Below are 24,577 nucleotides of genomic sequence, written 5' to 3'. Positions count from 1 at the left end.
CTTGTCCCACCGGCCCTCTCGGACCCTCGGCACCGGCTTGCCCTTCTGGACCTTGCGGACCGACGGCGCCGGGCTTGCCCTCCGGGCCTCGCGGGCCTCGTGGGCCTCGCGGGCCGGGCCGTCCGGCCGCGGGGACGCGGCACACGATGTGCTTGCCGTAATGGTCGCAGTCATCACCGCCTCCGCCTCCCGCCGCCGCTGCGTATGCGGCGGTGCCGTCGACGGCGAGCGCCACGACCGCGGTCGCGGTCAGTGTGGTGATCAGGCGCCTCGCGCCAGGGGTGGTGCTCATCGTTCTCCTCACGGTGGTGAATACGGGGCTGTGCGTCGTGTTGCCGCCGTCCGTCCGGCGTCGGGACGGCAGGACGGCCGGATCGCGTCATGTGCGGGGTTTGCGTCCCCAGATGTGGACCGGCTGCCCGGTCGAGGTGAGGGCCCAGAGCCGCCGGGCCGCCGCGTATTCGAGATTGATGCAACCGTGCGAACCCGGTCCGGTGGTGATGTCGCCGTAGACGCCGTGGATGGCCTGCCCTCCGCTGAAGAACTGGCTGAACGGCATCGGCGATGCGTAGGCGGTCGACCAGTGGAACTTGTGCCGCCACCAGATGCGGAACCATCCGGTGTGCGTGGGCCGCCCTCGGCGTCCGCTACGGATGGCCACCGGCCCGAAGAGTGTCCTGTGCCCCCGCTGCACCCAGAGCCGTTGCCGGGTCAGGTCGACGCACACGACCTTGGACGCCCGCGCCGCGCAACGGCCACGGGCCCCGGCCGCGGCGCCCTCGGCGCCCCAGGCCCGATCCGCACCCCAGGCCCGATCGGCCGCATACACCGGAGCGGCCGGAACGGCGAACACAGCGGCGATCGCCAGGCCACACCAACGCAGAGGATCGACGCGACCACGCAAGGTCATGATCACAAGTTAGATCGGCCGATCTCATGGCCAGGTAGCACGTCGGGCAAAGGAGTTCCCGGGCTTCACCAAGCGCGCCCCCGTCCGGTATCGCCTCACGTCGGCAGGGTGTATGGCCTCGCATCCGGAGTATGTTCCGGCAGGTCGGATCCTGTTCGCGAAGGCGTGCGGTCGCCGGGGGCCCGACCACGAAATCACCGCAACCGTGACAAGCTGGCCTCATGGATCTGCCGCCCCGCCCCCTGGATCTCCAACCCCGGTTGCGGCCGCGTGGTCCGGCCCGTCCGGACGCGGTGGCGCTCGTCCTGCACGGGGGCCGGGAGTTCGGCCGCGAGCCCGCCACCGCGCGGCAGGGACCCGCGCTGCGCATGGTCCCCTTCGCCATGCACCTGCTCAGCGCCGGACGGCGGCACGGCCTGGCGGTCTGGTCGCTCGGCTACCGCTACCGGGGCTGGAACGGCGACGAGGCGTCCCCGGTGCCGGACGCCCGCTGGGCGCTTGAGGTGATCCGCAAGGCGCATCCGGACGTCCCGATCGTGCTGGTCGGCCACTCCATGGGTGCGCGGACGTCGCTGCGGGTCGCCGACGATCCGCAGGTGGCCGGGGTCGCCGCGCTCGCCCCGTGGGTGCCTCGGGACGAACCCGTCGGGCAACTCGCGGGACGACGCGTCCTGGTCATGCACGGGACGGAGGACGGCACGACGCCGTACCGGGCGTCGGTCCGGTACGCCGACCGCGCGCGACCGGTGGCCACGTCACTCGCCTTCGTCACCGTGCCGGGCGAGGGCCACGCCATGCTGCGCCGCCCCGGCCTCTGGCACCGGCGCACCACCGGCTTCGTCCTCAACGTCCTCACCGACGCGGGGCCGGGGCGTTCGCTCAGCGCATCCTGAGGTTCAACGCGGGCCGCGGCGTGTCAGGATGAGCTCTCCTGAGAACGTCGAGGAGGCGTGATGGGCGGCGTGACTGGCGGATCCGCGCACGAACGTGCGGCGATGCTGGCGGCGATCGAGGCGGGCGCGGACCGGCTCGCCAAGAGCGTGGCCGGGCTCGGCGACGCGGAGCTGCGGGCGGCCTCTGGCCTGCCGGGTTGGACGCGTGGGCATGTCGCCACGCACGTGGCGCGCAACGCCGATTCGTTGTGGAACCTGCTGGAGTGGGCGCGGACGGGCGAGAAGGTTCCGCAGTACCCGAGCATGGAGGCGCGCGAGGAGGGGCTGCGCGCGGGCGCGGGACGCGGCACGGGCGAGCTGGTCGACGACCTGCGGACGTCGGCGGAGCGGTTCGCCGAGCAGACACGGACGCTGTCCGAGGCGGCCTGGGACTTCCGCGTGCAGGGCCTGGTCGGGCCGGAGATGCCCGCCTGGTTCGTCCTGCACCGGCGGTGGCGCGAGGTCGAGGTTCACCATGTCGACCTCGCCGCCGGGTACGGCCCCGCCGACTGGCCGGCGGACTACGTGCGCGCCGAACTCGGCTTCACCCTGCGCGGGCTCTCCGAGGTCGGCCCGGACGAGCACGGTGGTCTGCGGGGGTTGCGGCTGCGCGCCACCGACACCGGGCAGTCCGCCGACCTCGGCGACGGCCCCGAGGTGACGGGTTCGGCGGCGGCGCTGCTCGCGTGGATCACCGGGCGGTCGGACGGCGCGGGCCTCACCACCCGTCCGGACGTGGCCCTCCCCTCCCCGCCGAGGTGGCCCGTCGACCCGTCCGTCCCGTAACACCGAAGCTCACCGTCGAGTCGGGCGCGCGCGTCGCCGCGAAGCGACCGCGCGCCCACCCGGGAACGGTCCGGCCCGAACCGGACGCGGGTCAGCCGGTGTCGGCGAACAGGCCGTCGGGGTCGTCGCCCGCGAGCCGGTCCAGGACCTCGGGCGAGCGCAGGGTGATCGCGGTGCGGGTGACGACGATGCCGTCGCCGAGGCGCTCGCGGGCGAGCAGCTGCGCGACCTTGCGGCGGCCCATGCCCGCCCAGCGGCCGAGGTCGCGCTGGCAGAGCGGAAGGCGGACGACCAGACCCCCGGTCGCGACCGGGGTGCCGAACCGCTCGGCGAGGCGGCGCAGCCGGGACGCCAGGCGGCGGCCCGGCGCGTCCGGGTAGTGCGCGGTGCGCAGGTCGTTGGCGTCGCGCAGCTTCTCCGACAGCACCGCGGTGAGCGCCCAGATCGCGGCCGGATGCCCGTCCAGGACGGCGCGGAAGCGGTCGCCGGGCAGCGCGAGCGCCTCGACGCGGGTCAGCGCCTCCACGTTGGCGTTCCGCTCGCCGCCGTCGGCGATCTCCATCTCCCCGGCCACGTCGCCGGGGCCCAGCACCTCCAGGATGACGGTCTCGCCGTCCCGGTCCACCCAGACCTTCGCCGCGCCGGAGCGCAGCACGTACACGTTGGTCGAGCGGGTGTGCTCGCGTGCGAGGAAGGCTCCCGGCCTGATCAGCGCCACGGTCCCGGCGTGTTCGAGCGCCTCCCGTGCGGGCCCCGGCAGCGCGTCCCAGAACGCGACCGGCATCGCTCCCGTCTCCTCTCCCGCGCGGCCGGCCCAGGCGGGGAGGCCGCGCGCGCAGGTCTCCCTGACCTAGATAGTGAACGCGCGGCGACACCCCGAAACCAGGTAATTCGGCACAGAGCGCGGTGTGTCGCGGACGTCACACCGGTTCCGGGCCCTCCGACTCGAGCCACTGGTCGATCGCGCGGATCCGGCGGGCGCAGTCGGCCGCGCCGGTCTGGTCGCCGAGCGCCGTCAGGGACGCGCGGCGGCGTTCCAGCGCGCGCCGCAGTCCCGTGTTGTCGCCCATGTCGCGGCGGATCGTGATCTCGGTGTTGAGGTGCCCGGACGCCTCGGCGTGCCGTCCGAGCTGCTGGCAGGCGTGCCCCATGTGGTGCAGGACGCGGGCCTGCTCGCGGGTGTCGCCGAGTTCCTGCGCCAGGTCCAGGCCGCGCCGCCCGGCCTCCAGGGCGTCCTCGGCGCGGCCGAGCTCGAGGTGGATGCGGGCGAGGTGGACGAGCGCCGCGCCCTCGCTGTGCCGGTCGCCGACCTCGCCGAGCACGCGCAGCGCCTCGGTCTGCACCTTGAACGCCTCGTCGGCCCGTCCGCCCGCGCGCAGGGTCGCGGCGAAGGTGTCCAGGCCGATGCCCATCCCGTAGGAGTCGCCGATCTCGCGGCGGATCGCGAGGGCCTGGCGGGCGGCGCGCTCCGCCTCGTCCGGCAGGCCGAGTTTGATGTAGGTGCGGGCGAGGCTGCCGAGCGTCCCGGCCATGTTGCCGCGGGCGCCGAGCCGGTGCCACAGCTCCAGGGCCTCCAGGCCGTGGACGAACGCCTCCTGGTAGCGGTGCAGGCGGCGCATCACGACCGACAGGTTCTCCAGGTCGTGCGCCTCGCCGTGCTGGTCGCCGATCTCGCGGCGGATGTCCAGCGCCCGGCCGAGCCGCTCGCGCGCCTCCCGGTACCGGCCGAGCCGCCAGCACACGACGCCGAGCTGCGCGAGCGTCTCGGCCTCGCCGTGCCGGTCGCCGGTGTCGCGGTGCATGCCCAGCGCCTGCCCACAGAAGGTGAACGCCTCGGCGAACCGGGCGGCGTCGCAGGCGAGCCGTCCGAGCGTGGTGAGCGCGCGCGCCTGCCCGTGCCGGACGCCCAGCTCACGGTAGATGCGCAGGGCGCGCTCGGCGTCGCGGCGGGCCAGGTCGCGCAGGCCGAGCGTCGCGTACATGCGGGCCAGCTCGGTCAGCGCCTGCGCCGACCCGAACCGGTCGCCGTCCTCCTCGCGCAGGAACAACGACTCCAGCGCGTTCGCGACCGCGTCGTCGACCACGCCGCGCCTGCGGTGGACGAGCGCGGTGGTCAGCAGCGTCTCGGCGATCCCGCGCCGGTCGCCGAGACCCTGCCGGATCTCCAGCGCCCGCCGGGCGTGCCCGAGCGCGGTCTCGTAGTCGGCGAGCGCGAGGTGCGCGCGGGCGAGCGTCTCGTGGCCGCGCCCGACGCCGCCCTGCTCGTCCAGCTCGCGATGGATGTCCAGGGACCGCCGCGCGTGCTCGATCGCGGTCAGGTAGCGGCCCTGCGCGGCGTGGACGTCGGCGAGCGTCGCCAGCGCCACGGCCTCCCCGTACCGGTTCGGCGGGTCGGCGGAGCGGAACGCGCGGCGGGCGTCCTCGCTGTACCCGATCGCCTGGACGGCGCGTCCGACGTCGAAGTGCGCGACGGCCAGGTTGTGCAGCATCACGGCCGCCGCCGCCCAGTTCTCCTCGGCGCGCGCCGCGCCCAGGCCCGCCTGGTGGACGGCGATGTTGTCCTCGCTGTAGCGGCGGAACTCCTGGAAGCCGAACAGCGCGTCCGCCAGCTCCCAGCACGTCCGGTGCAGGCCGAGCCGCGCCGCGAGCTGGACGGCCGCGACGAGCGTCCGCCGCTCGGACTCGAACCAGGCGAGCGCCTGCGCCCTCGCCTCCGCCGAACCGGGCCGCGCCGGATCGGGCACGTTGCGGTCGTCCAGGGACGGACGCCGCCGCCGGTCCAGCGCCCGCGCGGCCGAACGCGCCGAGGCCAGGCAGGACGCCAGGAACCGGCGCTGCGCGGCGAACCGGTCGGTGTCGGCGTCCTCGGCGAGGCCGCGTTCGTGCGCGAAGTCGCGGAGCAGGTCGTGGATCCGGTACCGGCCGGGCCCGGTCTCGTGCACCAGGAACGCCTGCCGCATCCCCTCCAGCGCCTCCGCCGCCACGTCGGCCGGGCCGCCCAGCAGGGCGGCGAGGGCGGCGGGCGTCACGTCCGGTCCGGCGGCGAGGCCGAGCATCCGGAACGCGGCCCGGTGGTCGCGCCGCAGCCCCCGGTAGGCCAGGTCGAACGTCGGCCGCATCGGCGCGGGGTAGGACGCCCCGGACCGGTCCGCGAGCGTCCGGACGGTCTCGGCGATCGGGACGTCCGGGTTCTCGGCGAGCGCGCCCGCCGCGACCGCGAGCGCCAGCGGCAGGAACCCGCACTCCCGGGACAGCCGCTGCACCGCCCGCCGTTCCTCGCGCGGACGCGGGTCGCCCGGGCCGAGCACGCCCGCGACCAGGTCGGCCGCCTCGTCCGGACTCATCTCGCGCAGTTCCAGGACGCGGATGTCGCCGTCGGGGCGTCCGTCCTCCCCGGCCAGCTCGGGCATGCGGCGCTGCGCCGTCAGCACGACGAGGCCCGCGTTCACCGCGTCCAGCAGCGGACGGACCTGGTCGGCGCCGGACGCGTTGTCCAGGACGAGCAGGAGCCGCCGGTCCGCCAGCAGCGACCGGCACTGCGCGGCGAGCTCGGCCTCGGTGCGCGGCAACTGGTCGCCGGGCACCCCGACCCCGCGCAGCACCTGCCCCATCGCCTCGGCCGGCTTCGCCGGGCCGCGCGTCCCGTTCCGCAGCTCGGTGAAGATCACCCCGTCCGGGAAGCGCTCGGCGACCCGGTGCGCCCAGTGCACCGCCAGCGTCGTCTTCCCCACCCCGGCCATGCCCTGGATCAGCACCGCGCGCGGCCACCGCGACTGCGCGAGCAGCAGGTCGAGCTTGCCGAGGCTGATCGCCCGCCCGGTGAAGAACGGCTTGTCCGGCGGCAGCCGCCGCGGCGGGCCGGACGCGCCGATCCGCACCGGCGCCTGCCGCGCCAGGCCGACGGGCGGTCCCTGGCCGGGCTCCGGCGGCGTCTCCCACGCCGGGACGGCGGGCCACTCGTCCCCCCACGGCGCCGCCTCCCGCCGCAGCGCCTCCGGGTCGAGCAGCGTCAGCGGACGCGGCGTCATGATCCCCTTCGAGCGCCACCGCCGGTACCAGCGCACCAGCGTCTCGCGGGACACGCCCGCCCAGTTCGCCAGATCCGCCTGGCTCAGCCGCGACGGCACCGCGACCGCGCGCTCCGGCCCACCGGACGGCCGGGCCTCCGGGTCGCCGAACCGGTGCGCGAGCTCCAGCAGGTGGTGCGCGAGCCGCTGCGGATGGTCGGCGACGCGCACCGCGTGCCGCCGTCCGCTGTAGGTCTCCTGATGGGCGAAGGCGTCCATCGCGGCCGCCGCGACCTGCGGATTCGCCGCGAGCAGCCCGCCGAACTGGCGCCGGTCCACGCGCAGCGCCGCCAGGTGGTCGAGCGCCGCGACCGTCCCGCGCTGCGGATGGCCCCACGGCGCGAGGCCCGCCACCAGGTCCCCGGCGCCGAACAGCTCGATGATCGACTCGTCGCCCTCGCCGTTGGCGACGAACTCCTTCGCCAGGATCCGTCCCGTCGTCCGCGATCCCGCCGGGAACAGCACGACCACCGCCGGTGAGACGACCCCCTGATGGCACAGCATGCCCCCGGGCGGCACCTCGACCCGCCGGCCCATCGCCCACAGCGCCTGCTGGTCCGACCTGCTGAGCCGGCTCCAGAACCCGCCGGGACGCCCCTCGATCGCGCCCACCGTCACCTCCGCCCCCATCGTGCGTCCCTTCGCCGGTCCATTCCGCCTCACACGACACGACTCCGATGAGTCCGCGGACTCATTCCACTCGTGCAGGCGCGATAGGGGAAGATGCGAGACGAACCCAGGATCGGAGAAGCCATGGCCTACACCGGCAACGTCGAGGTCGGCGGACCACCGGACACCCGCGACCTGCCCGGTCTCACCATCACCAAGGTCGCGGTCGGCCCGTACGACAACAACGCCTACGTCCTGCGCTGCGCCGCCACCGGCGACCAACTGCTCGTCGACGCCGCCAACGAGCCGTCCCGCCTCCTGCGGATCCTCGGCGACGGCCCGCTGAGCCGCATCGTCACCACGCACCGCCACCAGGACCACTGGGTCGCGCTGAAGGACGTCGTCGAGGCCACCGGCGCTCCGGTCACCGCCCACCCCTTCGACGCCGACCCGCTCCCGGTCCCGGTCACCGAGCCCGTCCACGACGGCGACCGCATCCAGGTGGGAGAGGCGACCCTCGAGGTCATCCACCTGCGCGGCCACACGCCCGGTTCCATCGCCCTGCTCCACACCGGCGCCGACCGTCCCCACCTGTTCACCGGCGACAGCCTCTTCCCCGGGGGCGTGGGCAACACCTGGGGCGACCCCACCCGCTTCCGGCAGCTCATGACCGACGTCACCGAGCGCGTCTTCGACCGCCTCCCCGACGAGACCTGGGTCTACCCGGGCCACGGCAAGGACACCACCCTCGGCAGGGAGCGCCCCTCCATCCCCACCTGGTGGGAACGCGGCTGGTAACGCGCGGACGGGGGGCTTCGGCTAGGCGGCTGTTCTGGTGGCGAGTTGTTGGAGTTCGGCGGTGCACATCATGAGGGTGCGGGTCGGGAGGTGCCGCAGATAGTGGTCCAGGTCGGCGCCCAGGGCGAACACGTGCACCGGGACACCGGCGGCGTGGCCGGACTCGACGGTCTGGCGCAGCGCGGCCAGGACCGCCGGATGCCGGGTCTGGTAGACCGACGAGACCAGGTGGTTGCCCCGGTCGGCGGCCAGGTAGAACTGGATCAGGTCCTTGGTGCCGACGAACAGCTCGCTGGCTCCGGCGGCGCAGAAGGCCGGGGCCGAGTGGACGGCGGCCGGGGTCTCGACGAAGACGCCGAGGGGTGTGTCGCCTCCCAGGTCGAGGTGGCGTCGTAGCCGCACGAACTCGTCCGGGTCGTTGATGAACGGAACGGCGAAGCTCACCCGGTCGGCGTCCTCGCCCAGGTGCTTGCGAAGGTGCGTGCGCAGCGTCCGGAAGGCGAGCGGGTAGTGGGGTTCGCGGAGCAGCCATCGCGCGCCGTGGCGGCCCATCTCGGGGTTGGGCTCGGCGTCCACCGGGACACGGGTGGTGATCTTGGCGGCGTCGTCCGAGCGGAGGTCGAGCAGCCGCATGATCAGGCGCTGGCCGGGCAGGAGCTCGGCCGCCATCGAGCTCAGTTCCTCGGCCACCCTCGCGCCGTAGCTCTCGGCCTCGCGGGGGCCCGCCCGGAGCGCGTCGATCGGGCTCAGGCCGGCGGCGAAGCAGAGGAACTCCTCGCGGATGAACCAGGAGTTCGCGCGGTGGACGCGCGGCGCGAGGGCGTTGGTCGAGCGGATGTCGGTGGCGTCGGCGATGACCACGCAGATCGACTCGATGTCGTCGAAGGACGCCGTCCGGTCCTCGGCCGGTCCCGGCGCGGGTTCGACGCCGCCGAGGACGACCGCCGCGCGGTCGGGCAGCAGGGTGATCTCGCCGACGAGCGCGTCCAGCTCGGACGGGTCGACCCGGAGTACGGGGATTCCGCGCGACCGGCAGAGGGACTGCATGTGGCCGGTCCTGCCACCTTTGGCGCAGATGACGGCGGAGCTGGAAACGATGGCCTCGTAGCGTTCGGGGGTGAGCGTGTCGACCACCAGAATGGCGCCGTCGCCCGGGTTCCCTGTGCGATTGCAGAGGCCACGGACGGCGCGCTGGTGTGAACCGACGAGCATTACCCCTGGAATTTCGCGAGGGTTCGCGGACATGGTTAGAGGCTGGCATCCCCCGGAACGGCGACGCATCTTCTCGAATGCCGGACGAACCGTGTTCAGCGCGACTCCGGGCGTTCACCGTGACCCGGAGGCTCGGCGGGAGACCGGGAGGTTCAGGGGGACTCCGGGGATTCGTCGAGGTGGAGCATGGCCCGAAGGTCCCGGGGTGTCACCGACAGGTCGTTGAGTCTCGTCATGGCGGCCGTGTTGACGGCGATTCGCAGTGCGCGTTCCGACACGGCGATGTCGTTGTCGACGGTCAGAATGCGGTGAAGGGCGCCCAGGCGCTCCTCGAGCCGGACCGCCAGGACGTCCCGGTCGCGCCGCCTGCGAGCGGCCATCCGGTGCACGTCCAGCTGGACCGCGCGTTCGAACTCCTCACTCGCCTTCGGGTCGTCCAGGTCCGCCAGGGCTTCCGGGGGCTCCTCGAAACGGTCTTCGAGCCGGTGCAGCACCGTCGCGGCGATGCCCACGGAATGGTTCTTGATGGCGGCGAGGTTGAAGGCGAACGCGCCCAGCCGGCCGTGTCGCACGATCTCGTCCCCTTCACGGGGGGCGCCGACCACGGAGATCGGGCCGGAGCGGGTGCCGTCCGGCCGCAGCAGGACGCCGCGCTCGTCCACCTCGACACCGCGTCCGGTGCGCCGGTGCGGCGTGGCGAGGCGCTGGCGCTTCAGGCTCGTCCAGAGCGGTGAGCCGACGCGCTCGTAATCGGTCTCGCGTCCGAAGTTCGAGATCACCAGGTCCGCGTCGATCGTCCGCACCGGCCCCCGGCCCGCCACCGACACCCTCAGCCTGGCGGTCCCGGTGCCCGTGACCGCCTCGACCCTCCCGGTGGTGAGGACGACCTGTCCACCATCGGCCAGCGCGGGCCCGACGACCTCGGTGATGTAGGGAACGGCGCCGACGCGCAGGGTGGCCAGCAGGCTTCCGTGCTCGTCGAGCAGGGCGCGGAGGTCGGACGACGGCACGCGCTCCAGGACGCGCGGTAGGTGCGACTCCCACGACTTGGCGACATGCTCGGTCACCACCGCGGGATCGACGCCGGGGTACTCGCGCGCGACCATCGCGCACAGCCGCTGCCATTCGTCCATGAGGAGCCGGACGAGGCGGTCGCGGCCCTCGTAGTCGTCGGCTCCCAGTCGTGGCTCGGGCAGGGTGAGGACGCGGTGGCGGTGGTCCGAGGGGTAGGCGCGGAGCGTCAGGCCCGACCGCGAGATCATGTGGATCGTCCCGGTGTGGCCGCGCCGCAGGAGCATCGACGCCGAGTCGTACGCGCTGAGCAGCGTGCCGACGATGGCGACCTCGGCGTCCTTCGGGACGCCGAGGATGCGTTCGATCCCGTCCTGCGAGTAGGGGTGCCGGACGAACGCCGGATGGTCCCCCACGTCGGTCGCGAACGGAAGGTCCCGCTCCTCCAGGCCGGTCGCCAGGACGACGTGGTCGGCCCTGAGGGTCGTCCTGGGGGATCCGGTTCCGGAGCGGTCCCGGGAACGTTCCTCCAGGACGACGTCCACGTGGTCGGCGGCGACCTCGAGGTCGACCACCTCGCCGTCGATCTCGCGCAGCGTCACCCCGATCGACGCCTCGCCGACGGCGGCGGCGAGCCGGGCGGTGAGGTAGTCGGCGTAGATCCGGCGGGGAGCCGGTCCGGTCTCGAAGAAGGTGAAGCCGCGCCATTCCGGGGGCCAGTCCGTCCGGTCGGCCTCGTGGTCGATCCACGACAGAAAGTCGTCGACGTCCTCGCGGAACATCGACATGCGGCCCACCTGGATATTGAAGACGTGGTGCCAGTCGTTGCCGGACGGGTGATAGGCGATACCGGCGTTCCGGTATTCGGGCCGCCTCTCGACCACCACGATCTGCAACGGTTCCCTGGCGAACTGCATCAGGCGAATGGCGGTGGCGGTGCCGCCGAGGCCCGCACCGACGATGACGACCGTCTTGCGCGGTCCCGCGAAGCCCATCGTGGCCCTCCTGCATGCACCGAACGGCCCGTGGCGGCCTTACTGCGGATTGACCGTATCGCGAAGATCACCTTGGCTCAATGGGCGTCAATCGCCCGACTGCCAGGGGACGGCATCCGTTCATCTCGACAGTTGCCGTCCGGCCGTGATATTGGCCCTGACCAGCGAGTTGGCGGCGGTTCCCACAAAGTGACGAACGGTAATTGCGCGCGGACCCGCGACCGATGCCGTCGGCGGCGACGAGGTCGGCCGGCGCCCACCCGAACCGGGTCGGCGCGTCCGGTTCGGGGGCGAGCGCGGTGGCGGGGATCGGTCAGTGGTTCGGGGAGCGGTGGACGGGGCCGTGAGGGTCGGCGCAGTGGTCGTCGGCCGCGGCGGACGAGCCCGCCGGAACGACCTCGGACCCGGTGTGGTCGACCTGGAGGGTGGTGTGGTCGATCCCGTACTCCGCCTTCAGCATCGCCTCGATCGCGCGGCGGACGGCGTGGCAGTCGCCGCCCACCTCGACCAGGATGTGCGCCGACAGGGCCGGGTACCCCGAGGTGACCTCCCAGACGTGCAGGTCGTGCACCTCGACCACGCTCGGGGACGCCGCCATGGAGGCTCCGACCTCGGCCGGGCTCAGGCCGTCGGGGGCGGCTTCCAGGAACACCCGGCCCGCGCCGCGGACCAGCTCGTACCCGGCCTTGAGCATGAGCACGGCCACGATGAGCGCGGCGATCGCGTCGGCCCGGGCGAAGCCGGTGAACAGGACGACCGTGCCGGCGATGGTGGTCGCGATGAACGCGAAGAGGTCGTTCAGGATGTGCTGGTAGGCGCCCTCGACGTTCAGGCTCGACCGGTTCGCCTTGCTGATCAGCCAGGTCGCCAGGACGTTGACCACGATCCCGGCCAGGCCCGTGGCCACCACCAGGCCGCCCTCGACCTCCGGCGGATCGATCAGGCGGTCGATGCCCTCGTACACGAAGAACGCGGCCAGGAGCAGCAGGCTGATGCCGTTGATCAGGGCGGACATGATCTCCGCCCGCTTCAGCCCGTAGGTGAAGCCGCCCTGCGGAGGACGCGCCGACAGCCGCATCGCCACCAGCGCCAGCACGATCGACGCGGCGTCGGTCAGCATGTGCGCGGCGTCGGAGACCAGCGCCAGCGACTGCGCCAGCAGGCCGACCACGACCTCGCCGACCATGAACCCGGCGATCAGGACCAGCGCGCCGGTCAGGTAGCGGCGGTCGGCGTCCGCCGACACTCCGTGCCCGTGACCATGGCCATGCCCGTGACCGTGCCCGTCGCCCTCATGGTCGTGCCCGTCGTGGTCGTGCCCGTCATAGTCGGGCTCGCGTTCGTCGTGGCCGTGATCGTCGTCGGTCACCGTGGCCGCCGCTTCCCGCGTGCGTCCAGCCGGATTCTCCATGGGGGACTCCAATAGAGGGGGTCGGGCCCGGGTCAGCGGGCTTCGGGACCGGGCAGGCCCTCGCGGGCCGCCGACGAGGTCTCGTGTCCGAAATGGGTCAGCGCGAGGTCGAGCAGCAGGCGGACGTGGGAGTCCGCCAGCCGGTAGTACGCCACCCTGCCGGACCTGCGGACCGTGACGACCCGCCCGGCGCGCAGCAGCCTCAGGGCGTGGGAGACCGCCGACTCGCTGCTCGCGCAGACGGCGGCGAGGTCGCAGACGCACATCTCGCCGCCCTCCAGGAGCGCCGTGATGATCCGCACGCGTCCGGGGTCGGCGAGCATCGAGAAGACCGAGGCGAGGTCGGCCACGACCTCGCCGCCGGGCATGACGGCGCGCACGGCGGCCACGCGTTCGGGGTCGACCATCCGGACGTCGCAGCCGTCCAGGGGGGTCGCAGCTATATCTGCACGCTTGCTCACATGTGGAGATTAGTGCCTTTCGCCCGCGCACTGTCAACCGTCACCCGCGTCCGGCGGGGCCGCTCGCCGGGAGGCCACCCCTGGGTGTCCGCGGCGTCAGCCGCGACGGGCGGCGGGTTTGGCGGCCTCGAGTCGAGCGTCCGGCACGGCCACAAGCCGGTGACGCCGGACGAGGTCCGGGCCGCGGTGTTCTCCACGACCCGCTTCCGTGAGGGTTACGACCTCAGCGAGGTGGACGCCCTCCTCGGACGTGTCGAGACCACGCTGACCGTCCTGTACGAGGAGAACGCCCGGCTCGGCAGCCGGCTCGCCGCCACCTGCCGCCAGCTCGCCGACCGCGCGCGGCAGGACACCGACAAACGTCTCTCGCCGGACGCGAAGGACGAGGCGGAACGCCGTGCCGCCCTCGAACGGGTCATGGCGCTGGCCCAGCAGACCGCCGAGCGGCGACGGGCGCCGACCACCGGCGCGTCCCGCGTCAGTCGCCCCGCGAGCACCGGTCCCCAGCGCCCTTGTCCCAACCAGGCCCTCCGCCCGAACTCCCCGAGCAGCCCGGCCCACGGCCCGGCCCCCACGAGCGGTCCGGCACCGAGCAGTCCTGAACCGCCCGCCCACGACGGGCCGTCCGCCCCCACCAGCGAACGGGAACTCGAGCATGTCCATGACGCTCGCCGCCGTCCTGTCCGCGACACCGCCGCCGGACGGTCCCGCACCCCTCGGCCCCGCCACCTGGGCCGCCGTCGCCCTGGTCTGCGCCGCCACCCTCGCCGGAGCGTGGCTGGCGCACCGCGACTCGGCGCACGTGGCGATGTGGCTCGCCGTCGCCTCGGCCACCATGCTGATCGTCGCGATCACCGACCTGCTTCCCGACGCCTGGGAGGGGGCCGCACGCACCGGCGTCCCGATCTGGGGCGTCGGCCTGGCCGCCGCCACCAGCTTCGCCGTCCTCACCTATCTGACGCGCAAGGGCTGCGCCCACACTCACGAGGACGACCCGGGCGGGCATCGGCCGCCGCGCGGCGTCCACGCTCCGGGACGTCACCGGCGGCTCCGCCAGGCGGCCACCGCCGCGGCGTTCGGGGGCATGGGCACGGCCGCCGCGCTCAGCCTGCACCGCGTCATCGAGGGCGCCACGCTGGCCGTCTCCACGTCCGCCGTCGTCATCGCCGCCCTGATGGTGAGCTCCGCGAGCGACGGCCTGGCGCTGGCCGGGTTCCTGCAGCTGGCCCGCCAGCGCCTGGCTCCGTGGCTGGTCGTGGCCTCCCTCAGCCCGGCCGTGGGCATCGTGATCACCGCCGTCAGCCCGCTGCCGGGCTGGATCATGCCGATCTGCTCGGGGCCGTCACCGGTGTGCTGGTCCGCATGGCACTGGTCGGCATGGGCATCGCCGCCGCCAAGCACAGGACCAGCAGGCTCCCGAAACGCCACCTGGTCCTCGCGGTCGTCACCGCCCTGGCCATCGGCGTCCTGCTCATCGCATCGCGGGCGGTCCCCGACGCGCGATCCGCAGCTCCCGGTCCGTCCTCGGGCTCGAGCGGCGTCGGGCACTGGTGAGCGGCCTATAGTGATCCCTGACGTGACCGCGGGCAGGAGGGGAGCGCGGGTTCATGGCGAAACCTGCATGGTCCTCGCTGCGCCTCGCGCTGCTCGCGCTCGTCTCGCTCCTCGTCGTGGGATGCCTGACCCAGGCGGGCAAGAGCATCGCGTCCGTCAGCGCAGCCACGAATCCGGTCAACGCGTCCGCGAACGCGTCCGCACGGTCGGTCGGCGCACCCGCACGATCGATCGACACGGACGCACGGTCGTTCGGCGCGCCCGCACGGTCAGGCGACGCGCCCGCGCGGTCGGTCGGCGCGGCCACGCAGTCGGTCGGCGCGGACGTGCAGGTCTGCCGGTTCGACGACGCCGTTCGCGTCGATGCCGTCCAGCGCGCGTCGGCGCGGCCGGACGGCTCGGGCGGTGCGGCCGGGCAGGGGCACTGCACCAAGCAGGCGGTGGCCGAGAACTCCTCCATCGCGCCCGCCGCGTCCAGCATGCAGGTGGCGACGGTCCTCTCGCCCGCTGAGGGCGACAGCTCCCTGGAATCGGCCGGTCAGGCGTACGGGTGCGCTCCGTCGGCTCCCCCTGATGTGGGGCGTCTCTGCGTTCTGCGGATCTAGGCGGCCGTCTTTCGACGGTCATGCCGGTCTGACAGAACGGAGTTCTTGTTCGATGATGCTTCTGCGCTCGGTCGCACGGGCGTTCACCACCTCACGGGCCGCCTTGGGGCTCGCCGGGCGGGCGCTCGGGCTGTGGACCGCCCGTCGATGGACGGTGGCCCTGGCGGCGGGTGTCGTGTCCGCGTTGGTCGTGGGGATTCCGACCGACGTGGTGCCCAATCCGGTGTTCGGACGGTCGGTGCCGGTGCAGTGGTGGAACTACCCGATCCTGGCGGCCACCGCGGTGCTCGGTGGGCTGGTCGTCGCCAGCTATGCCGGTGGGCGCTCCGGTCCGACACGTCTGGGGCCGTTGGGCGGGGCGATGTCGTTTCTCGCGGTCGGCTGCCCAACATGTAACAAGCTGGTGCTGGTCTTCGTCGGGTCCTCGGGGGCGCTGACGGTCTGGGCTCCGCTTCAGCCGTTGCTCGGGGTGCTTTCAGTCGTGCTTTTGGGTTTCGCCGCTGTTCGGCGGCTTTCCGGTGAGGTCGCCTGCCCGGTCGCCGTTCGCGGCTGATCCAGGGCGGGCCGCCCTTCCGCTTCCCTCTATCGAGAGGTGTTCACGAATGTCTTCTGCGAACAGGGCGGCGTCGCGCCGTCTGATCGTCGGGGGTTCGGCGCTGCTGGTCGCGGCGCTGCTCATCACGGTGCTGGCCTTCACGCGGGGCGGGGACGACCCGCCGCGTAAGGCGGCCGCTCCCCCGGCGAAGGGGACCGCGTCCGCGTCGCCGCTGACCACTCCGCCGACCGACGGAAAGCCGGGGAAGCCGCACCGGCAGAACGGCGACCCCTACGCGATCGGACGGGTCGACGCCCCGGTGGTGATGATCGAGTACTCCGACTTCCAGTGCCCGTTCTGCGGACGGTTCGCCCGCGAGACCAAGCCGCGGCTGATCCGGGAGTACGTCGACACGGGCGTGCTGCGGATCGAGTGGCGGAACTTCCCCATCTTCGGTCCCGAGTCCCGGAACGCCGCGCGCGCGGGGTACGCCGCGGCGCTGCAGGGACGGTTCTGGCAGCTGCACGACCTGTTCTACGCCAAGCCGCGCCGCCGCAACGCCGGGGACTTCGCGAACGACAAGATCATGGCCTTCGCGCGGCAGGCGGGCGTCCCCGACATGGAGCGGTTCCGCCGGGACATGAACAGCGAGGAGACCAAGGAGGCCGTCCAGGACGACTGGGACGAGGGGTACATCGTGGGCGCCATGAGCACGCCGACCTTCATCATCAACGGGAAGCCGCTCCTCGGCGCGCAGCCGTTCAAGGAGTTCGCCGACGCCGTCGACGCGGCGAAGGGCGGCCGGTGAACGGCGTCGGATACGCCGCGGCCTTCCTCGGCGGGCTGCTCACCCTGCTCAGCCCGTGCAGCGCCCTGCTGGTCCCGGCGTTCTTCGCCTACTCCTTCACCGACCACACGCGGCTCGTCGGGCGCACCGCCGTGTTCTACCTCGGGCTCTGCCTGACGCTGGTGCCGCTGGGCGCGGCGGGCGCGGCGGCCGGACGGCTGCTCTACGGGCACCGGGACCTGCTGATCGGCATCGGCGGGTGGACGGTCATCGCGCTCGGCGTCGCGCAGATCCTCGGGCTCGGGTTCGGCCTCACACGGCTCGGACAGGTCGCCGGACGGCGCGGAGACGCCGGTTCCGTCCTGTCGGTGGGGTTGCTGGGGACCGTGTACGGGTTGTCGGGGTTCTGCACCGGGCCGCTGCTCGGCGGGATCCTGACGATCTCGGCGGTGGGGGGCGAACCGGTGCGCGGGGCGGCGTTGCTGGCGGTGTACGCGCTGGGCATGGCGGCCCCGCTGTTCGTCCTGGCGCTGCTCTGGGACCGGTTCGACCTCGGTCACCGGCGGTGGCTGCGCGGGCGGCCGATCACCCTCTGGCGGCTCCGCACGCACTCGACCTCGCTGGTCGGCGGGATCCTGTTCATCGCCATCGGGGCGAGCTTCCTGTATTACGACGGTGGTGTCGTCCTCCCCAGCCTCGTCGGCGAGGACACCGAGGCAGCGGCGGAGGAGCGGGCGCTGCGCATCGGGGACGCCCTGCCGGACGCCTGGGTCCTGGGAACGCTGGCCGCCGTCCTGGCGGCGGTCGCGGTGGCTCTGCTGTGGCGGGGCGTGAAGGGCGCACGGCTCGCCGCGCTGGAGGACGAGCCGTCCGCAGAACCGGAATGCCGGCCGACGCCAGGGCCGTGACGCGAAAATCGGGTGGCGTGCCGCGTGGGCGCCTGGCACGCTCCCGCCATGTTCGTTGTCACGGTGACCTACACGGCACCGCTTCCCGAAGTGGATCCCTTGCGCCCGGCTCACGGTGCAACGCCCTGACCGGGGCCGCCCCGGTCAGGGCGGAGAGGTTGGGCCTTCAAGGTTCTCCTCGCGCTACTCGGGCGTCTTGCCCTGGCTGACCATCCGCATCCACCTCTCGGTGACGGCGACGAGGTCGTCGACGTCGAAGGTGTTGTGGGAGGCCCGGATGTCGTCCCAGCCCGGGTCGAGGAGCACGACGCGGAAGCCGTACGCGCCGTACCAGCCGATGTCGAGGTTGAACTCCCGGGCCCGCAGGTCATCGCTCTCCGCGAGTTCCTCCGCGGTGAACCACGGAGGCGGGGTGGTGCGCGCCCAGTACAGGTCCTCGGAGTCGTTGACCTCGATCCGGCCGTCGGCCAGGCGGCAGGCCATCAGGGTGTTGTAGATGACGTTCCAGCCGGGCGGGACGCGCAGCGGGATCAGGCTCCACTCCTCCGAGACCGCCGCGGACAGCGGAGAACCGGAGGGGAGTTCGAAGATCGGTTCCACGCGTCAGGAGCGTAGCGCGGCCCTGACTTCGCGGGCACCGCGGAAATTCCCGCGATGGCCGAGCCCGGCGGGCGCCGCCGGAGCCGGTGCGCCGTCTGGGCTCGGACCCCGGACACGGTTACAGAGCGAGTGCTCTGTTACAGTCCCGGGCATGCCACGGCCGCGGACGCATGGTCTCGACGAGTTGCTCGATGTCGCCGAGCGGCTGGCGGCCGACGCCGGGCTGGGCGGCGTGACGATCCGCGGGCTCGCGGCGGCGTCCGGGATGTCCAACGGCGCGATCTACCACGCGTTCGGGTCGTTGCCCGTGCTGCTCGGCCAGATGTGGTTGCGGGCGGCGGGCGCCTTCCTTGATCTGCAGGAGGAGCTCGCCGACGCGGCGTCGGCCTCGGGGGGACGAGGCGACGCGGTCGCCGCGGCGGCGAGCGCGTTCGCGGAGTTCGCCGACCGGCGGCCCGCGGCGGCGCGGATGCTGGCGCGCGTGAAGCGCGACGAGCTGCTCGGCCCGAAGGTGCCCGACGAGCTCGCCTCGGCCATGCTCGCGCAGGACGAGCGGCTGGTCCGGCTGCTCGTCCGGCTGGCCCGTGACCTGTGGGGACGCGGCGACGGGGCCTGCGTCGAGGTGATGACGCTGTGCCTGGTCGACCTGCCGACCGCCGTGTTCCACCGTGCGCTGACCGGGCCGTCCGCGGGCGGGCCGCCGGTCATCGGCGCGGACGTCCGGCGGCGGCTGGACGTCGCGGTCCGCGCCGTCCTCGCACTTCCACCACCCCCTGCGCGCGGCGGACGGCCCGCGCCCGCCGAGCCCGAGAAGAAGGACTGACCATGCCCGAACTGCGCCGCGACGGCGACGTCTTCATCCTCGACCTCGGCGACGACATGAACCGGTTCTCGCCGGACTGGATGAAGAGCGTCCGCGCCCATCTCGACACCGTCGTCGACCACCCCGGGCCCGCCGCCCTCGTCACCGCGGGCCGGGGCAAGTTCTTCTCCAACGGACTCGACCTGGACTGGCTCGCTGCGAACGGGGACCGGCTCGTCCCGTACGTGGCGGAGGTGCAGGCGCTGCTGGCGCGCTTCCTCACCCTGCCCGTCCCGACGATCGCGGCCGTCAACGGGCACGCGTTCGGCGCCGGGGCGATGCTGGCGACCGCGCACGACTTCCGGATCATGCGCGCCGACCGCGGCTACTACTGCCTTCCCGAGGTCGACATCCTCATGCCGTTCACGCCCGGTATGGCCGCTCTGGTCCAGAGCAGGCTGACGCCCTCCGCCGCGACCCTGGCGATGACCACCGGGCAGCGCTTCGGCGGGCACCTGGCGGCACGCCACGGCATCGTCGACGACGTCGCCGAGGAGGCCGGCCTGCTGGACGCCGCGATCGCCAGGGTCCGCGACCTGGCCGGAAAGGACCGCGGCACGCTCGGCAAGATCAAGGAGACCATGCACGGAACGGTCGTCACCGCGCTCACCAGCGAAATGGACACTCTTCGCATGTGACCGCTTACTCTGTGCGATATCTGGGGATATAGGCCGCGAGCTTCCGTGACTGACGGTGACCGCGCAGAGGAGTGACCGGTGGGCCCAGGAAACCTCGCCGACGTCGCCGTGATCGGCACCGGGATCATCGGTTTGTCCACCGCCCGGGCGGTGAGCGGACTGGGGATGCGGGTGCTGCTGGTGGGCCCGCGATGCCACGCGGGTCAGGCGTCCGCCGCGTCCGGGGCGATGCTGGCGCCGTTCAGTGAGACGACCGCCGAGGACGATCCGCTGTCGGCTACGGCGGAGATCGCGCACCGGGCCGCCGCGCGGGCCGCCTACGGCGACTGGCTGACGCGGCTCCGGTCGGAGAGCGGACGCCCGGTCACGATGACCAACGGGATATGGCTGGTCGCGACCGCCCACGGCACCGGCGACCTTGAGGCGCTGGACACGGCCGCGCGGGCCGCGCGCGACCACGGCGCGTCGGCGGAACCGCATCCGCCGTCCGAGGTTCCCGGCCTGTCCCCCGCCCGCACCTGCCCGGCGCACGCGGCGCTGTGGCTTCCGGACGAGGCGTCGGTCGACAGCGGTGAACTGCTGGAGACCCTGTCCCACCTGCTCTCCGCGCGCGAGAACGTCCAATGGGCCGACACCACCGCCGTGGCTCTGGAACCGGGGAACGGTGGCTCCGAGGGGCCGCTGGTCGTCCGGTGCGCGAACCACGAACGGTACGAGGCGGAACGGGTCGTCCTGGCGGCGGGCACCGGCACCGGCGCGCTTGCCGACGCGTCTCCGGGGTTGTCGCTCGGCCTGCCGCCGATCCTGGCGGGCAAGGGCGTCAGCGTGCTGGTGCGTGACACCGGGTTCGCGTTGCCGACGACGGTGCGGACGCCCATGCGCCGCTTCGCCTGCGGCGCCCACCTGGTGCCACGGGCGGGCGGAGCCGCCTACCTCGGCTCCACGAACCGTCTGACACCGCCCGGCGAGACGTCCACGGCTCCGGCCCTGGAGGAGATCCTCGCGGTGGTGCAGAGCGTCGGGGACGAGCTGAACACCGGCGTCTACCATCGCGAGCTGGCGTCCGTCGGCGTCGGGCATCGCCCGTACACGCCCGACCACCTGCCGCTCGTCGGTCCCACCGAGGATCCCCGCGTGCTGGCCGCCACCGCCGCGTACCGCAACGGGGTGCTGCTGGCTCCCCACATCGCCGACCTGATCGCCGGGCACCTCACCGGCGCCCTCTCGCTCGACGCCCAGCCGTGGCGTCCGACGAGGCCGGTCGTCACGCCGTCCCTGGAGGAGGCGCTCGGCGGCCGGATGCAGATGCTCATCGACGTCCTGCTGCCCGCCGAGGGCGTGACCGCGCCCTGGGATCGGGACCTCCAGGCGCTGCTCGGCGTGGCCGCGCGCCACCTCGTCGAGTCCCCGGACGACGCGCGATGGCGTCCGCTGCACGCACTGTGGGATCGGGCGCCCGTCGTCGAGACCCTGCCCGTGCTGCTCCGCGCCGTCCGCGACCTGCCGCACGCGGGGAACGGAACGCCCGCGCGGTCCGCTGCCAGGCCCGCCGTCCGGGAGCGCAGGCTGACGCCGTTCGGGGTGCGGCTCTCGCCGGACGGCACGACCGACCTGAAGGGGCTGGCGCCGGAATGGCTGAAGGAGCTGCTCCTGCGCGAGCGCCTCGTCCTGCTGCGCGGGTTCGCCGGGGCGTCGTCCCCTGACCGGTTCGAGGCGTTCGCTCGCGGGCTCGGGCCGCTGGTGGTGTGGGGGGACGAGCCGGTCGCGTCGGTGGTGGCGCGGGCCGAACCGGACGACCACGTCAACGACACCGGCTTCATGCCGATCCACTGGGACGGCGTGTACAAGCCCGACACCCCCGACATCCAGATCTTCCAGTGCCTGAAGTCCGTCGGCTCGGGCGCGGACGGCGGCGCGACGCTGTTCAGCGACACCACCAGCGTGATCGCGAACACCGACCCCGACACCGTCGCGCTGTGGCGGACGCTCACCTTCCGGTACGAGCGTCCTCTGCGCGGCGAGATGCTGTCGCGGACGTGCCCGCTGGTCGTCGACCATCCGCACACCGGCGCCCCGACGCTGCGTTTCACCGAGCCGGTGCCCGAGGGCGTCCACATCCTGAACCCGCCACGCACCACGCTGCATCGGGCGCCCGACGGCTGCGACGAAGCCGAGGCCGTCCGGCGGATCCGGGACGCGATCTATGATCCCCGGCACATGTACGCGCACCAGTGGCAGGTCGGCGACATCGTCCTCGCCGACAACCGGGCCCTGCTGCACACGCGGGAGGCGTATCCGCCGGGCACCGAGCGGCACCTGCTCCGCGCCCACGTCACGATCGGCGACGTGGCCGGGGACACGCCGGCGCTCCGCGCCTCCCTGGCCGGACGGGCGGCCGGGTGATGCACGAGTCCCACGGAATCAGTCACGGCCGCGACATCCACGGAACGCCGCACTGGCTCGTGACGCGATACGCCTGCGGCGAGGCGCTGCTGACCGACGAGCGGCTGCGCAACGACATGGACCGGTGGGCTCGCCCCGAACAGCTGCGAGCGTCCTGGCTCGCCCCGGACGTGCGGCCGAAGCTGGGCCGTCTGATGCTGTTCACCGACGATCCCGACCACGCCCGGCTGCGCCGCCTGATCGCACCGGCGTTCACCTCGCACCGCACCCAGGCCCTGCGCGGCCTCGTCCAGGACGAGGCGGACCGGCTGGTGCGCGGTCTCGTCCGTTCGGGCGGCACCGCGGAGCTGGTGGAGGACTTCGCCTACCCCTTCGCCGTCGAGACGCTGTGCAGGTCGGCGGGGTTCCCGGCGGACTTCGGGCGCCGGTACCTGCGCCGTCCGCTCTTCACCGCCGGGATGACCGCGGTCCCGGTGGGCTCGCCGGAACGCGACGTCAACGCGGCCAACCACCGTGAGCTGATCGCGTTGCTCGAGGACGTCATCGAGGCCAAGCGCCGCCGTCCGGACGCCGACCTGGTCAGCGCCCTGGTCGAGGCCGAGGGCAGGCCCGACGGCCTGAGCCGCGACGAGCTGACCGCCGCGCTCGGGCAGCTGGTGATCGCGGGCATGGAGTCGGTCGCGCGCTTCGTCGCCCAGGCCGTCCTCGTGCTGCTCGACCATCCCGACCAGCTCGCCGACCTGCGCGCCCACCCGGACCTGGCGCCCCTGGCGACTGAGGAGCTGCTCCGCTTCGTCACCCCGAACCGGCAGGCGTCCCCGCGCTACCCGGCCGAGCCCATCGAGGCGTGCGGGGTGTCCCTCGCGCCCCACGACAAGCTCTGCGTCATGTTGCGCGACGCCAACCGTGATCCGCTGCGGTTCACCGACCCGGACCGGCTCGACCTGCGCCGCGACGAGGGACCGCACCTCTCCTTCGGCAAGGGCGCCCATCGTTGCCCGGCCTCGGGCCTGGCCGCCCTGGAGAGCCAGATCGCGCTCACGAGCCTGCTCCGGGCACTGCCCGGCCTGCGTCTCGCCGTCCCGCGCGGGGACATCGACACCCAGGACCACCTCCCCATCCTGGGAGGCCCGGTCGCCGTCCCGGTCGCCTGGAACCCGCGCCGCTAGTCGCCTGGGCGCGCGCCGAAGGTGAGGCGGGCCAGGTGGGCGGCGACGCCGTCGGGGTAGGGGTTGGCGACGCTGAGCACCTCGTCGATGGGACGGATGATGGCGCACAGCCCGGCCAGGTACAGGTCGCGGACGTCATCGCCGAGCGCGGCGGCCCTGCTGTCTGTGCGTGAGGCCCCTCAGCGGGGTGCGGCGAGGATGCTGTCGCGCAGGCGGGCGAGGGCGTCGGCGCGGAGGGCGATGGACGCCGCCGACGGAACGGAGGCCGGACGCAGGACCGGGACGCGGGGGTTGCGGGACGTCGCGTCCTGGAGCGCCTCGAAGATGTCCGGGTCCTGGCCCCACGGGCCGCCGACGACGATGTGCTCGGGGTCGGTGAGCGAGGCGATGGCCGTGAGGACGCCGCCGACCGCCTCGGCGAGCGCCGCGCGGACCGAGGCGGAGCCGGTCGCCGCGTTCAGAAGCCGCTCGGGGTCGATGGCGGTGGAACCCGGCCGCCGCAGGCCGAGCAGGCCGAAAACCTCGATCAGCGCGACGGCCCGTCCGCCGGGGCCGGTGGTGATGAGGTGGGAGACCTCGCCCGCCAGGCCGCGGTTCCCCCGCAGGACACGGCCGTCGCTCACCAGCGCGCACCCCAGGCCCTCCCCCAGGTAGAGGTAGGCGAAGCTGTCGTCGCCGGGGCTCGCGGCGAGTTCCGCGCGGGCGGCCCAGTTGACGTCGTTGTCGACCGTCACCGGGCCTGTGACGTGGCCGGTGAGGATGCCGGGCGGGTCGAGTTCCCCGATGAGGAAGTGCGAGTCGGGCAGGTGGACGAGGCGGCCGGTGGCGCGGTCGACGGGGTCGGCCGCGCTCACCACGGCCAGGGACGCCGGGGTTCCCGATTCCGCGGCGAGCCGTTCGGCGACGGCGCGCAGGGCCGCGGCGACGTCGTCGGGAGCGGCGGACGGCCCGGAGCCCTCCCTCGCGCGGGCGACCGTCTCGCCGTGGACGTCGACGGCCTCGGCGACGACCCCTTCGGGCGCGACGCTGATCGCCCAGGCCGTCCGGGCGGCGTCGGCGAGGACGTAGTAGGAGCCGACCCGGCCGCGTCCACGTCCGCCGGGCGTGCGCTCTCCCGAGTCGGCCACCAGGCCCGCCTCGACCAGCCGCCGGACGCTCTCGCCCGCCGTCGGCCGGGAGACGCCGGTCTCGGCCGCGATCTCCGCGCGGGTCATCCTCCGGTGCCGGATGAGCGCGCGCAGGACGTGCTCGTCGGTCACGTTCCGGACCAGGTCCAGCGTGGGCTTCGAGGGGGTCATGGCCCGGATTCTAGTAAGCAGCCTTG

At 73.4% G+C, this 24,577-nt stretch carries 22 protein-coding genes and 1 pseudogene; 13 read left to right on the top strand and 10 right to left on the bottom strand.

The window, feature by feature from the left end; translation table 11 throughout:
• Window positions 1-379: 379 nt before the first annotated feature.
• Entirely contained in the window at window positions 380-910 is a 531-nt protein-coding gene (locus P696_RS53820) for a L,D-transpeptidase (protein ID WP_157429444.1), read from the bottom strand.
• A gap of 221 nt (window positions 911-1,131) precedes the next feature.
• Here P696_RS53820 and P696_RS42260 point away from each other — a divergent pair, with 221 nt between their 5' ends.
• Both P696_RS42260 and P696_RS0100640 read left to right on the top strand, forming a co-directional pair.
• Entirely contained in the window at window positions 1,132-1,803 is a 672-nt protein-coding gene (locus P696_RS42260) for an alpha/beta hydrolase (RefSeq protein WP_084336599.1), read from the top strand.
• 60 nt (window positions 1,804-1,863) lie between these two features.
• A complete protein-coding gene (locus P696_RS0100640) occupies window positions 1,864-2,628 on the top strand; it encodes a maleylpyruvate isomerase family mycothiol-dependent enzyme (protein ID WP_051466485.1) in 765 nt (254 codons plus the stop codon).
• Between the two features lie 91 nt (window positions 2,629-2,719).
• On the opposite strand, the gene P696_RS51895 is transcribed toward P696_RS0100640, so the two are convergent.
• Together P696_RS51895 and P696_RS0100630 are read right to left on the bottom strand one after the other, a co-directional pair.
• Window positions 2,720-3,412 carry a Crp/Fnr family transcriptional regulator gene (locus tag P696_RS51895; protein ID WP_051466483.1) on the bottom strand — a complete coding sequence of 231 codons (693 nt, stop codon included), beginning with the start codon at window positions 3,410-3,412 and terminating at the stop codon, window positions 2,720-2,722.
• 136 nt (window positions 3,413-3,548) lie between these two features.
• Window positions 3,549-7,325, bottom strand: coding sequence for a tetratricopeptide repeat protein (locus P696_RS0100630; RefSeq protein WP_026410833.1), 3,777 nt, complete (start codon window positions 7,323-7,325; stop codon window positions 3,549-3,551).
• 123 nt (window positions 7,326-7,448) lie between these two features.
• Between P696_RS0100630 and P696_RS0100625 the strand changes: the two genes are divergently transcribed.
• Window positions 7,449-8,102 carry an MBL fold metallo-hydrolase gene (locus P696_RS0100625; RefSeq protein WP_026410832.1) on the top strand — a complete coding sequence of 218 codons (654 nt, stop codon included), beginning with the start codon at window positions 7,449-7,451 and terminating at the stop codon, window positions 8,100-8,102.
• A gap of 21 nt (window positions 8,103-8,123) precedes the next feature.
• Here P696_RS0100625 and P696_RS0100620 read toward each other — a convergent pair whose 3' ends face one another.
• The 4 genes from P696_RS0100620 to P696_RS42250 all read right to left on the bottom strand — a co-directional run bounded on the left by P696_RS0100620 (window position 8,124) and on the right by P696_RS42250 (window position 13,192).
• The gene (locus P696_RS0100620) at window positions 8,124-9,314 is read right to left on the bottom strand and encodes a putative PEP-binding protein (RefSeq protein ID WP_281174896.1); all 1,191 of its coding nucleotides are present in this window, start codon (window positions 9,312-9,314) and stop codon (window positions 8,124-8,126) included.
• 152 nt (window positions 9,315-9,466) lie between these two features.
• Window positions 9,467-11,320: an FAD/NAD(P)-binding protein gene (locus P696_RS0100615; RefSeq protein ID WP_026410830.1), complete on the bottom strand. Its 1,854-nt coding sequence runs from the start codon at window positions 11,318-11,320 to the stop codon at window positions 9,467-9,469.
• Window positions 11,321-11,633: 313 nt separating this feature from the next.
• Window positions 11,634-12,731: a cation diffusion facilitator family transporter gene (locus P696_RS0100610; protein ID WP_084336597.1), complete on the bottom strand. Its 1,098-nt coding sequence runs from the start codon at window positions 12,729-12,731 to the stop codon at window positions 11,634-11,636.
• 32 nt (window positions 12,732-12,763) lie between these two features.
• Entirely contained in the window at window positions 12,764-13,192 is a 429-nt protein-coding gene (locus P696_RS42250; RefSeq protein WP_245627460.1) for an ArsR/SmtB family transcription factor, read from the bottom strand.
• Between P696_RS42250 and P696_RS59145 the strand changes: the two are divergent.
• Window positions 13,193-13,447: pseudogene (locus P696_RS59145) on the top strand (DivIVA domain-containing protein); the annotation flags it as partial.
• Window positions 13,448-14,230: 783 nt separating this feature from the next.
• On the opposite strand, the gene P696_RS57770 reads toward P696_RS59145, so the two are convergent.
• Window positions 14,231-14,515 (bottom strand): hypothetical protein, encoded by a 285-nt coding sequence (locus tag P696_RS57770; protein ID WP_026410827.1) that lies wholly within the window; start codon window positions 14,513-14,515, stop codon window positions 14,231-14,233.
• A gap of 39 nt (window positions 14,516-14,554) precedes the next feature.
• Between P696_RS57770 and P696_RS57765 the strand changes: the two genes are divergently transcribed.
• From P696_RS57765 to P696_RS0100570, 5 genes are read left to right on the top strand one after another with little or no spacing between them, the layout of a single operon-like run.
• Window positions 14,555-14,746 carry a hypothetical protein gene (locus P696_RS57765; protein WP_245627459.1) on the top strand — a complete coding sequence of 64 codons (192 nt, stop codon included), beginning with the start codon at window positions 14,555-14,557 and terminating at the stop codon, window positions 14,744-14,746.
• A gap of 53 nt (window positions 14,747-14,799) precedes the next feature.
• Window positions 14,800-15,351, top strand: coding sequence for a hypothetical protein (locus P696_RS0100585; RefSeq protein WP_026410825.1), 552 nt, complete (start codon window positions 14,800-14,802; stop codon window positions 15,349-15,351).
• 52 nt (window positions 15,352-15,403) lie between these two features.
• The gene (locus P696_RS0100580) at window positions 15,404-15,904 is read left to right on the top strand and encodes a hypothetical protein (protein WP_245627458.1); all 501 of its coding nucleotides are present in this window, start codon (window positions 15,404-15,406) and stop codon (window positions 15,902-15,904) included.
• 49 nt (window positions 15,905-15,953) lie between these two features.
• Entirely contained in the window at window positions 15,954-16,694 is a 741-nt protein-coding gene (locus P696_RS0100575) for a DsbA family protein (RefSeq protein WP_051466479.1), read from the top strand.
• The gene (locus P696_RS0100570; protein ID WP_026410822.1) at window positions 16,691-17,581 is read left to right on the top strand and encodes a cytochrome c biogenesis CcdA family protein; all 891 of its coding nucleotides are present in this window, start codon (window positions 16,691-16,693) and stop codon (window positions 17,579-17,581) included. The genes P696_RS0100575 and P696_RS0100570 overlap by 4 nt, the downstream gene beginning before the upstream one ends.
• Window positions 17,582-17,764: 183 nt before the next feature.
• Here the strand turns inward: P696_RS0100570 and P696_RS0100565 are convergent, their stop codons facing one another.
• Window positions 17,765-18,181 (bottom strand): hypothetical protein, encoded by a 417-nt coding sequence (locus P696_RS0100565; protein ID WP_026410821.1) that lies wholly within the window; start codon window positions 18,179-18,181, stop codon window positions 17,765-17,767.
• Window positions 18,182-18,332: 151 nt separating this feature from the next.
• On the opposite strand from P696_RS0100565, the gene P696_RS0100560 reads away from it, so the two are divergent.
• The 4 genes from P696_RS0100560 (at window position 18,333) to P696_RS42240 (ending at window position 23,253) form a co-directional block, all read left to right on the top strand.
• Window positions 18,333-19,004 carry a TetR/AcrR family transcriptional regulator gene (locus tag P696_RS0100560; RefSeq protein ID WP_026410820.1) on the top strand — a complete coding sequence of 224 codons (672 nt, stop codon included), beginning with the start codon at window positions 18,333-18,335 and terminating at the stop codon, window positions 19,002-19,004.
• Between the two features lie 2 nt (window positions 19,005-19,006).
• Window positions 19,007-19,681, top strand: a complete 675-nt coding sequence (locus P696_RS0100555) for an enoyl-CoA hydratase-related protein (RefSeq protein WP_026410819.1) — start codon at window positions 19,007-19,009, stop codon at window positions 19,679-19,681.
• A gap of 78 nt (window positions 19,682-19,759) precedes the next feature.
• Complete coding sequence (locus P696_RS51890) at window positions 19,760-22,084, top strand: FAD-dependent oxidoreductase (RefSeq protein ID WP_051466477.1); 2,325 nt, start codon at window positions 19,760-19,762, stop codon at window positions 22,082-22,084.
• Complete coding sequence (locus tag P696_RS42240) at window positions 22,084-23,253, top strand: cytochrome P450 (RefSeq protein ID WP_157429443.1); 1,170 nt, start codon at window positions 22,084-22,086, stop codon at window positions 23,251-23,253. The genes P696_RS51890 and P696_RS42240 overlap by 1 nt, the downstream gene beginning before the upstream one ends.
• 179 nt (window positions 23,254-23,432) lie before the next feature.
• Here P696_RS42240 and P696_RS0100535 read toward each other — a convergent pair whose 3' ends face one another.
• Complete coding sequence (locus P696_RS0100535; protein WP_026410818.1) at window positions 23,433-24,551, bottom strand: ROK family transcriptional regulator; 1,119 nt, start codon at window positions 24,549-24,551, stop codon at window positions 23,433-23,435.
• Window positions 24,552-24,577 lie beyond the last annotated feature (26 nt).

The organism is Actinomadura oligospora ATCC 43269 (assembly GCF_000518265.1).
GTDB lineage: Bacteria > Actinomycetota > Actinomycetes > Streptosporangiales > Streptosporangiaceae > Spirillospora > Spirillospora oligospora.
Note: the sequence above shows the minus strand (reverse complement) of the source record. Positions and strands in the feature narration are given on the sequence as shown.

Bases quoted from the DNA above. Each gene is read 5' to 3' on its own strand.
- P696_RS0100575 (WP_051466479.1), top strand. From the start codon at position 15,954: ATGTCTTCTGCGAACAGGGCGGCGTCGCGCCGTCTGATCGTCGGGGGT.
- P696_RS0100615 (WP_026410830.1), bottom strand. From the start codon at position 11,320: ATGGGCTTCGCGGGACCGCGCAAGACGGTCGTCATCGTCGGTGCGGGC.
- P696_RS0100560 (WP_026410820.1), top strand. From the start codon at position 18,333: ATGCCACGGCCGCGGACGCATGGTCTCGACGAGTTGCTCGATGTCGCC.
- P696_RS0100625 (WP_026410832.1), top strand. From the start codon at position 7,449: ATGGCCTACACCGGCAACGTCGAGGTCGGCGGACCACCGGACACCCGC.
- P696_RS0100610 (WP_084336597.1), bottom strand. From the start codon at position 12,731: ATGGAGAATCCGGCTGGACGCACGCGGGAAGCGGCGGCCACGGTGACC.
- P696_RS0100585 (WP_026410825.1), top strand. From the start codon at position 14,800: ATGGCGAAACCTGCATGGTCCTCGCTGCGCCTCGCGCTGCTCGCGCTC.
- P696_RS42240 (WP_157429443.1), top strand. From the start codon at position 22,084: ATGCACGAGTCCCACGGAATCAGTCACGGCCGCGACATCCACGGAACG.
- P696_RS0100640 (WP_051466485.1), top strand. From the start codon at position 1,864: ATGGGCGGCGTGACTGGCGGATCCGCGCACGAACGTGCGGCGATGCTG.
- P696_RS0100555 (WP_026410819.1), top strand. From the start codon at position 19,007: ATGCCCGAACTGCGCCGCGACGGCGACGTCTTCATCCTCGACCTCGGC.
- P696_RS57765 (WP_245627459.1), top strand. From the start codon at position 14,555: ATGGCACTGGTCGGCATGGGCATCGCCGCCGCCAAGCACAGGACCAGC.
- P696_RS57770 (WP_026410827.1), bottom strand. From the start codon at position 14,515: ATGATCCAGCCCGGCAGCGGGCTGACGGCGGTGATCACGATGCCCACG.
- P696_RS53820 (WP_157429444.1), bottom strand. From the start codon at position 910: ATGACCTTGCGTGGTCGCGTCGATCCTCTGCGTTGGTGTGGCCTGGCG.
- P696_RS0100620 (WP_281174896.1), bottom strand. From the start codon at position 9,314: ATGCTCGTCGGTTCACACCAGCGCGCCGTCCGTGGCCTCTGCAATCGC.
- P696_RS0100580 (WP_245627458.1), top strand. From the start codon at position 15,404: ATGATGCTTCTGCGCTCGGTCGCACGGGCGTTCACCACCTCACGGGCC.
- P696_RS51895 (WP_051466483.1), bottom strand. From the start codon at position 3,412: ATGCCGGTCGCGTTCTGGGACGCGCTGCCGGGGCCCGCACGGGAGGCG.
- P696_RS42260 (WP_084336599.1), top strand. From the start codon at position 1,132: ATGGATCTGCCGCCCCGCCCCCTGGATCTCCAACCCCGGTTGCGGCCG.
- P696_RS0100630 (WP_026410833.1), bottom strand. From the start codon at position 7,325: ATGGGGGCGGAGGTGACGGTGGGCGCGATCGAGGGGCGTCCCGGCGGG.
- P696_RS0100535 (WP_026410818.1), bottom strand. From the start codon at position 24,551: ATGACCCCCTCGAAGCCCACGCTGGACCTGGTCCGGAACGTGACCGAC.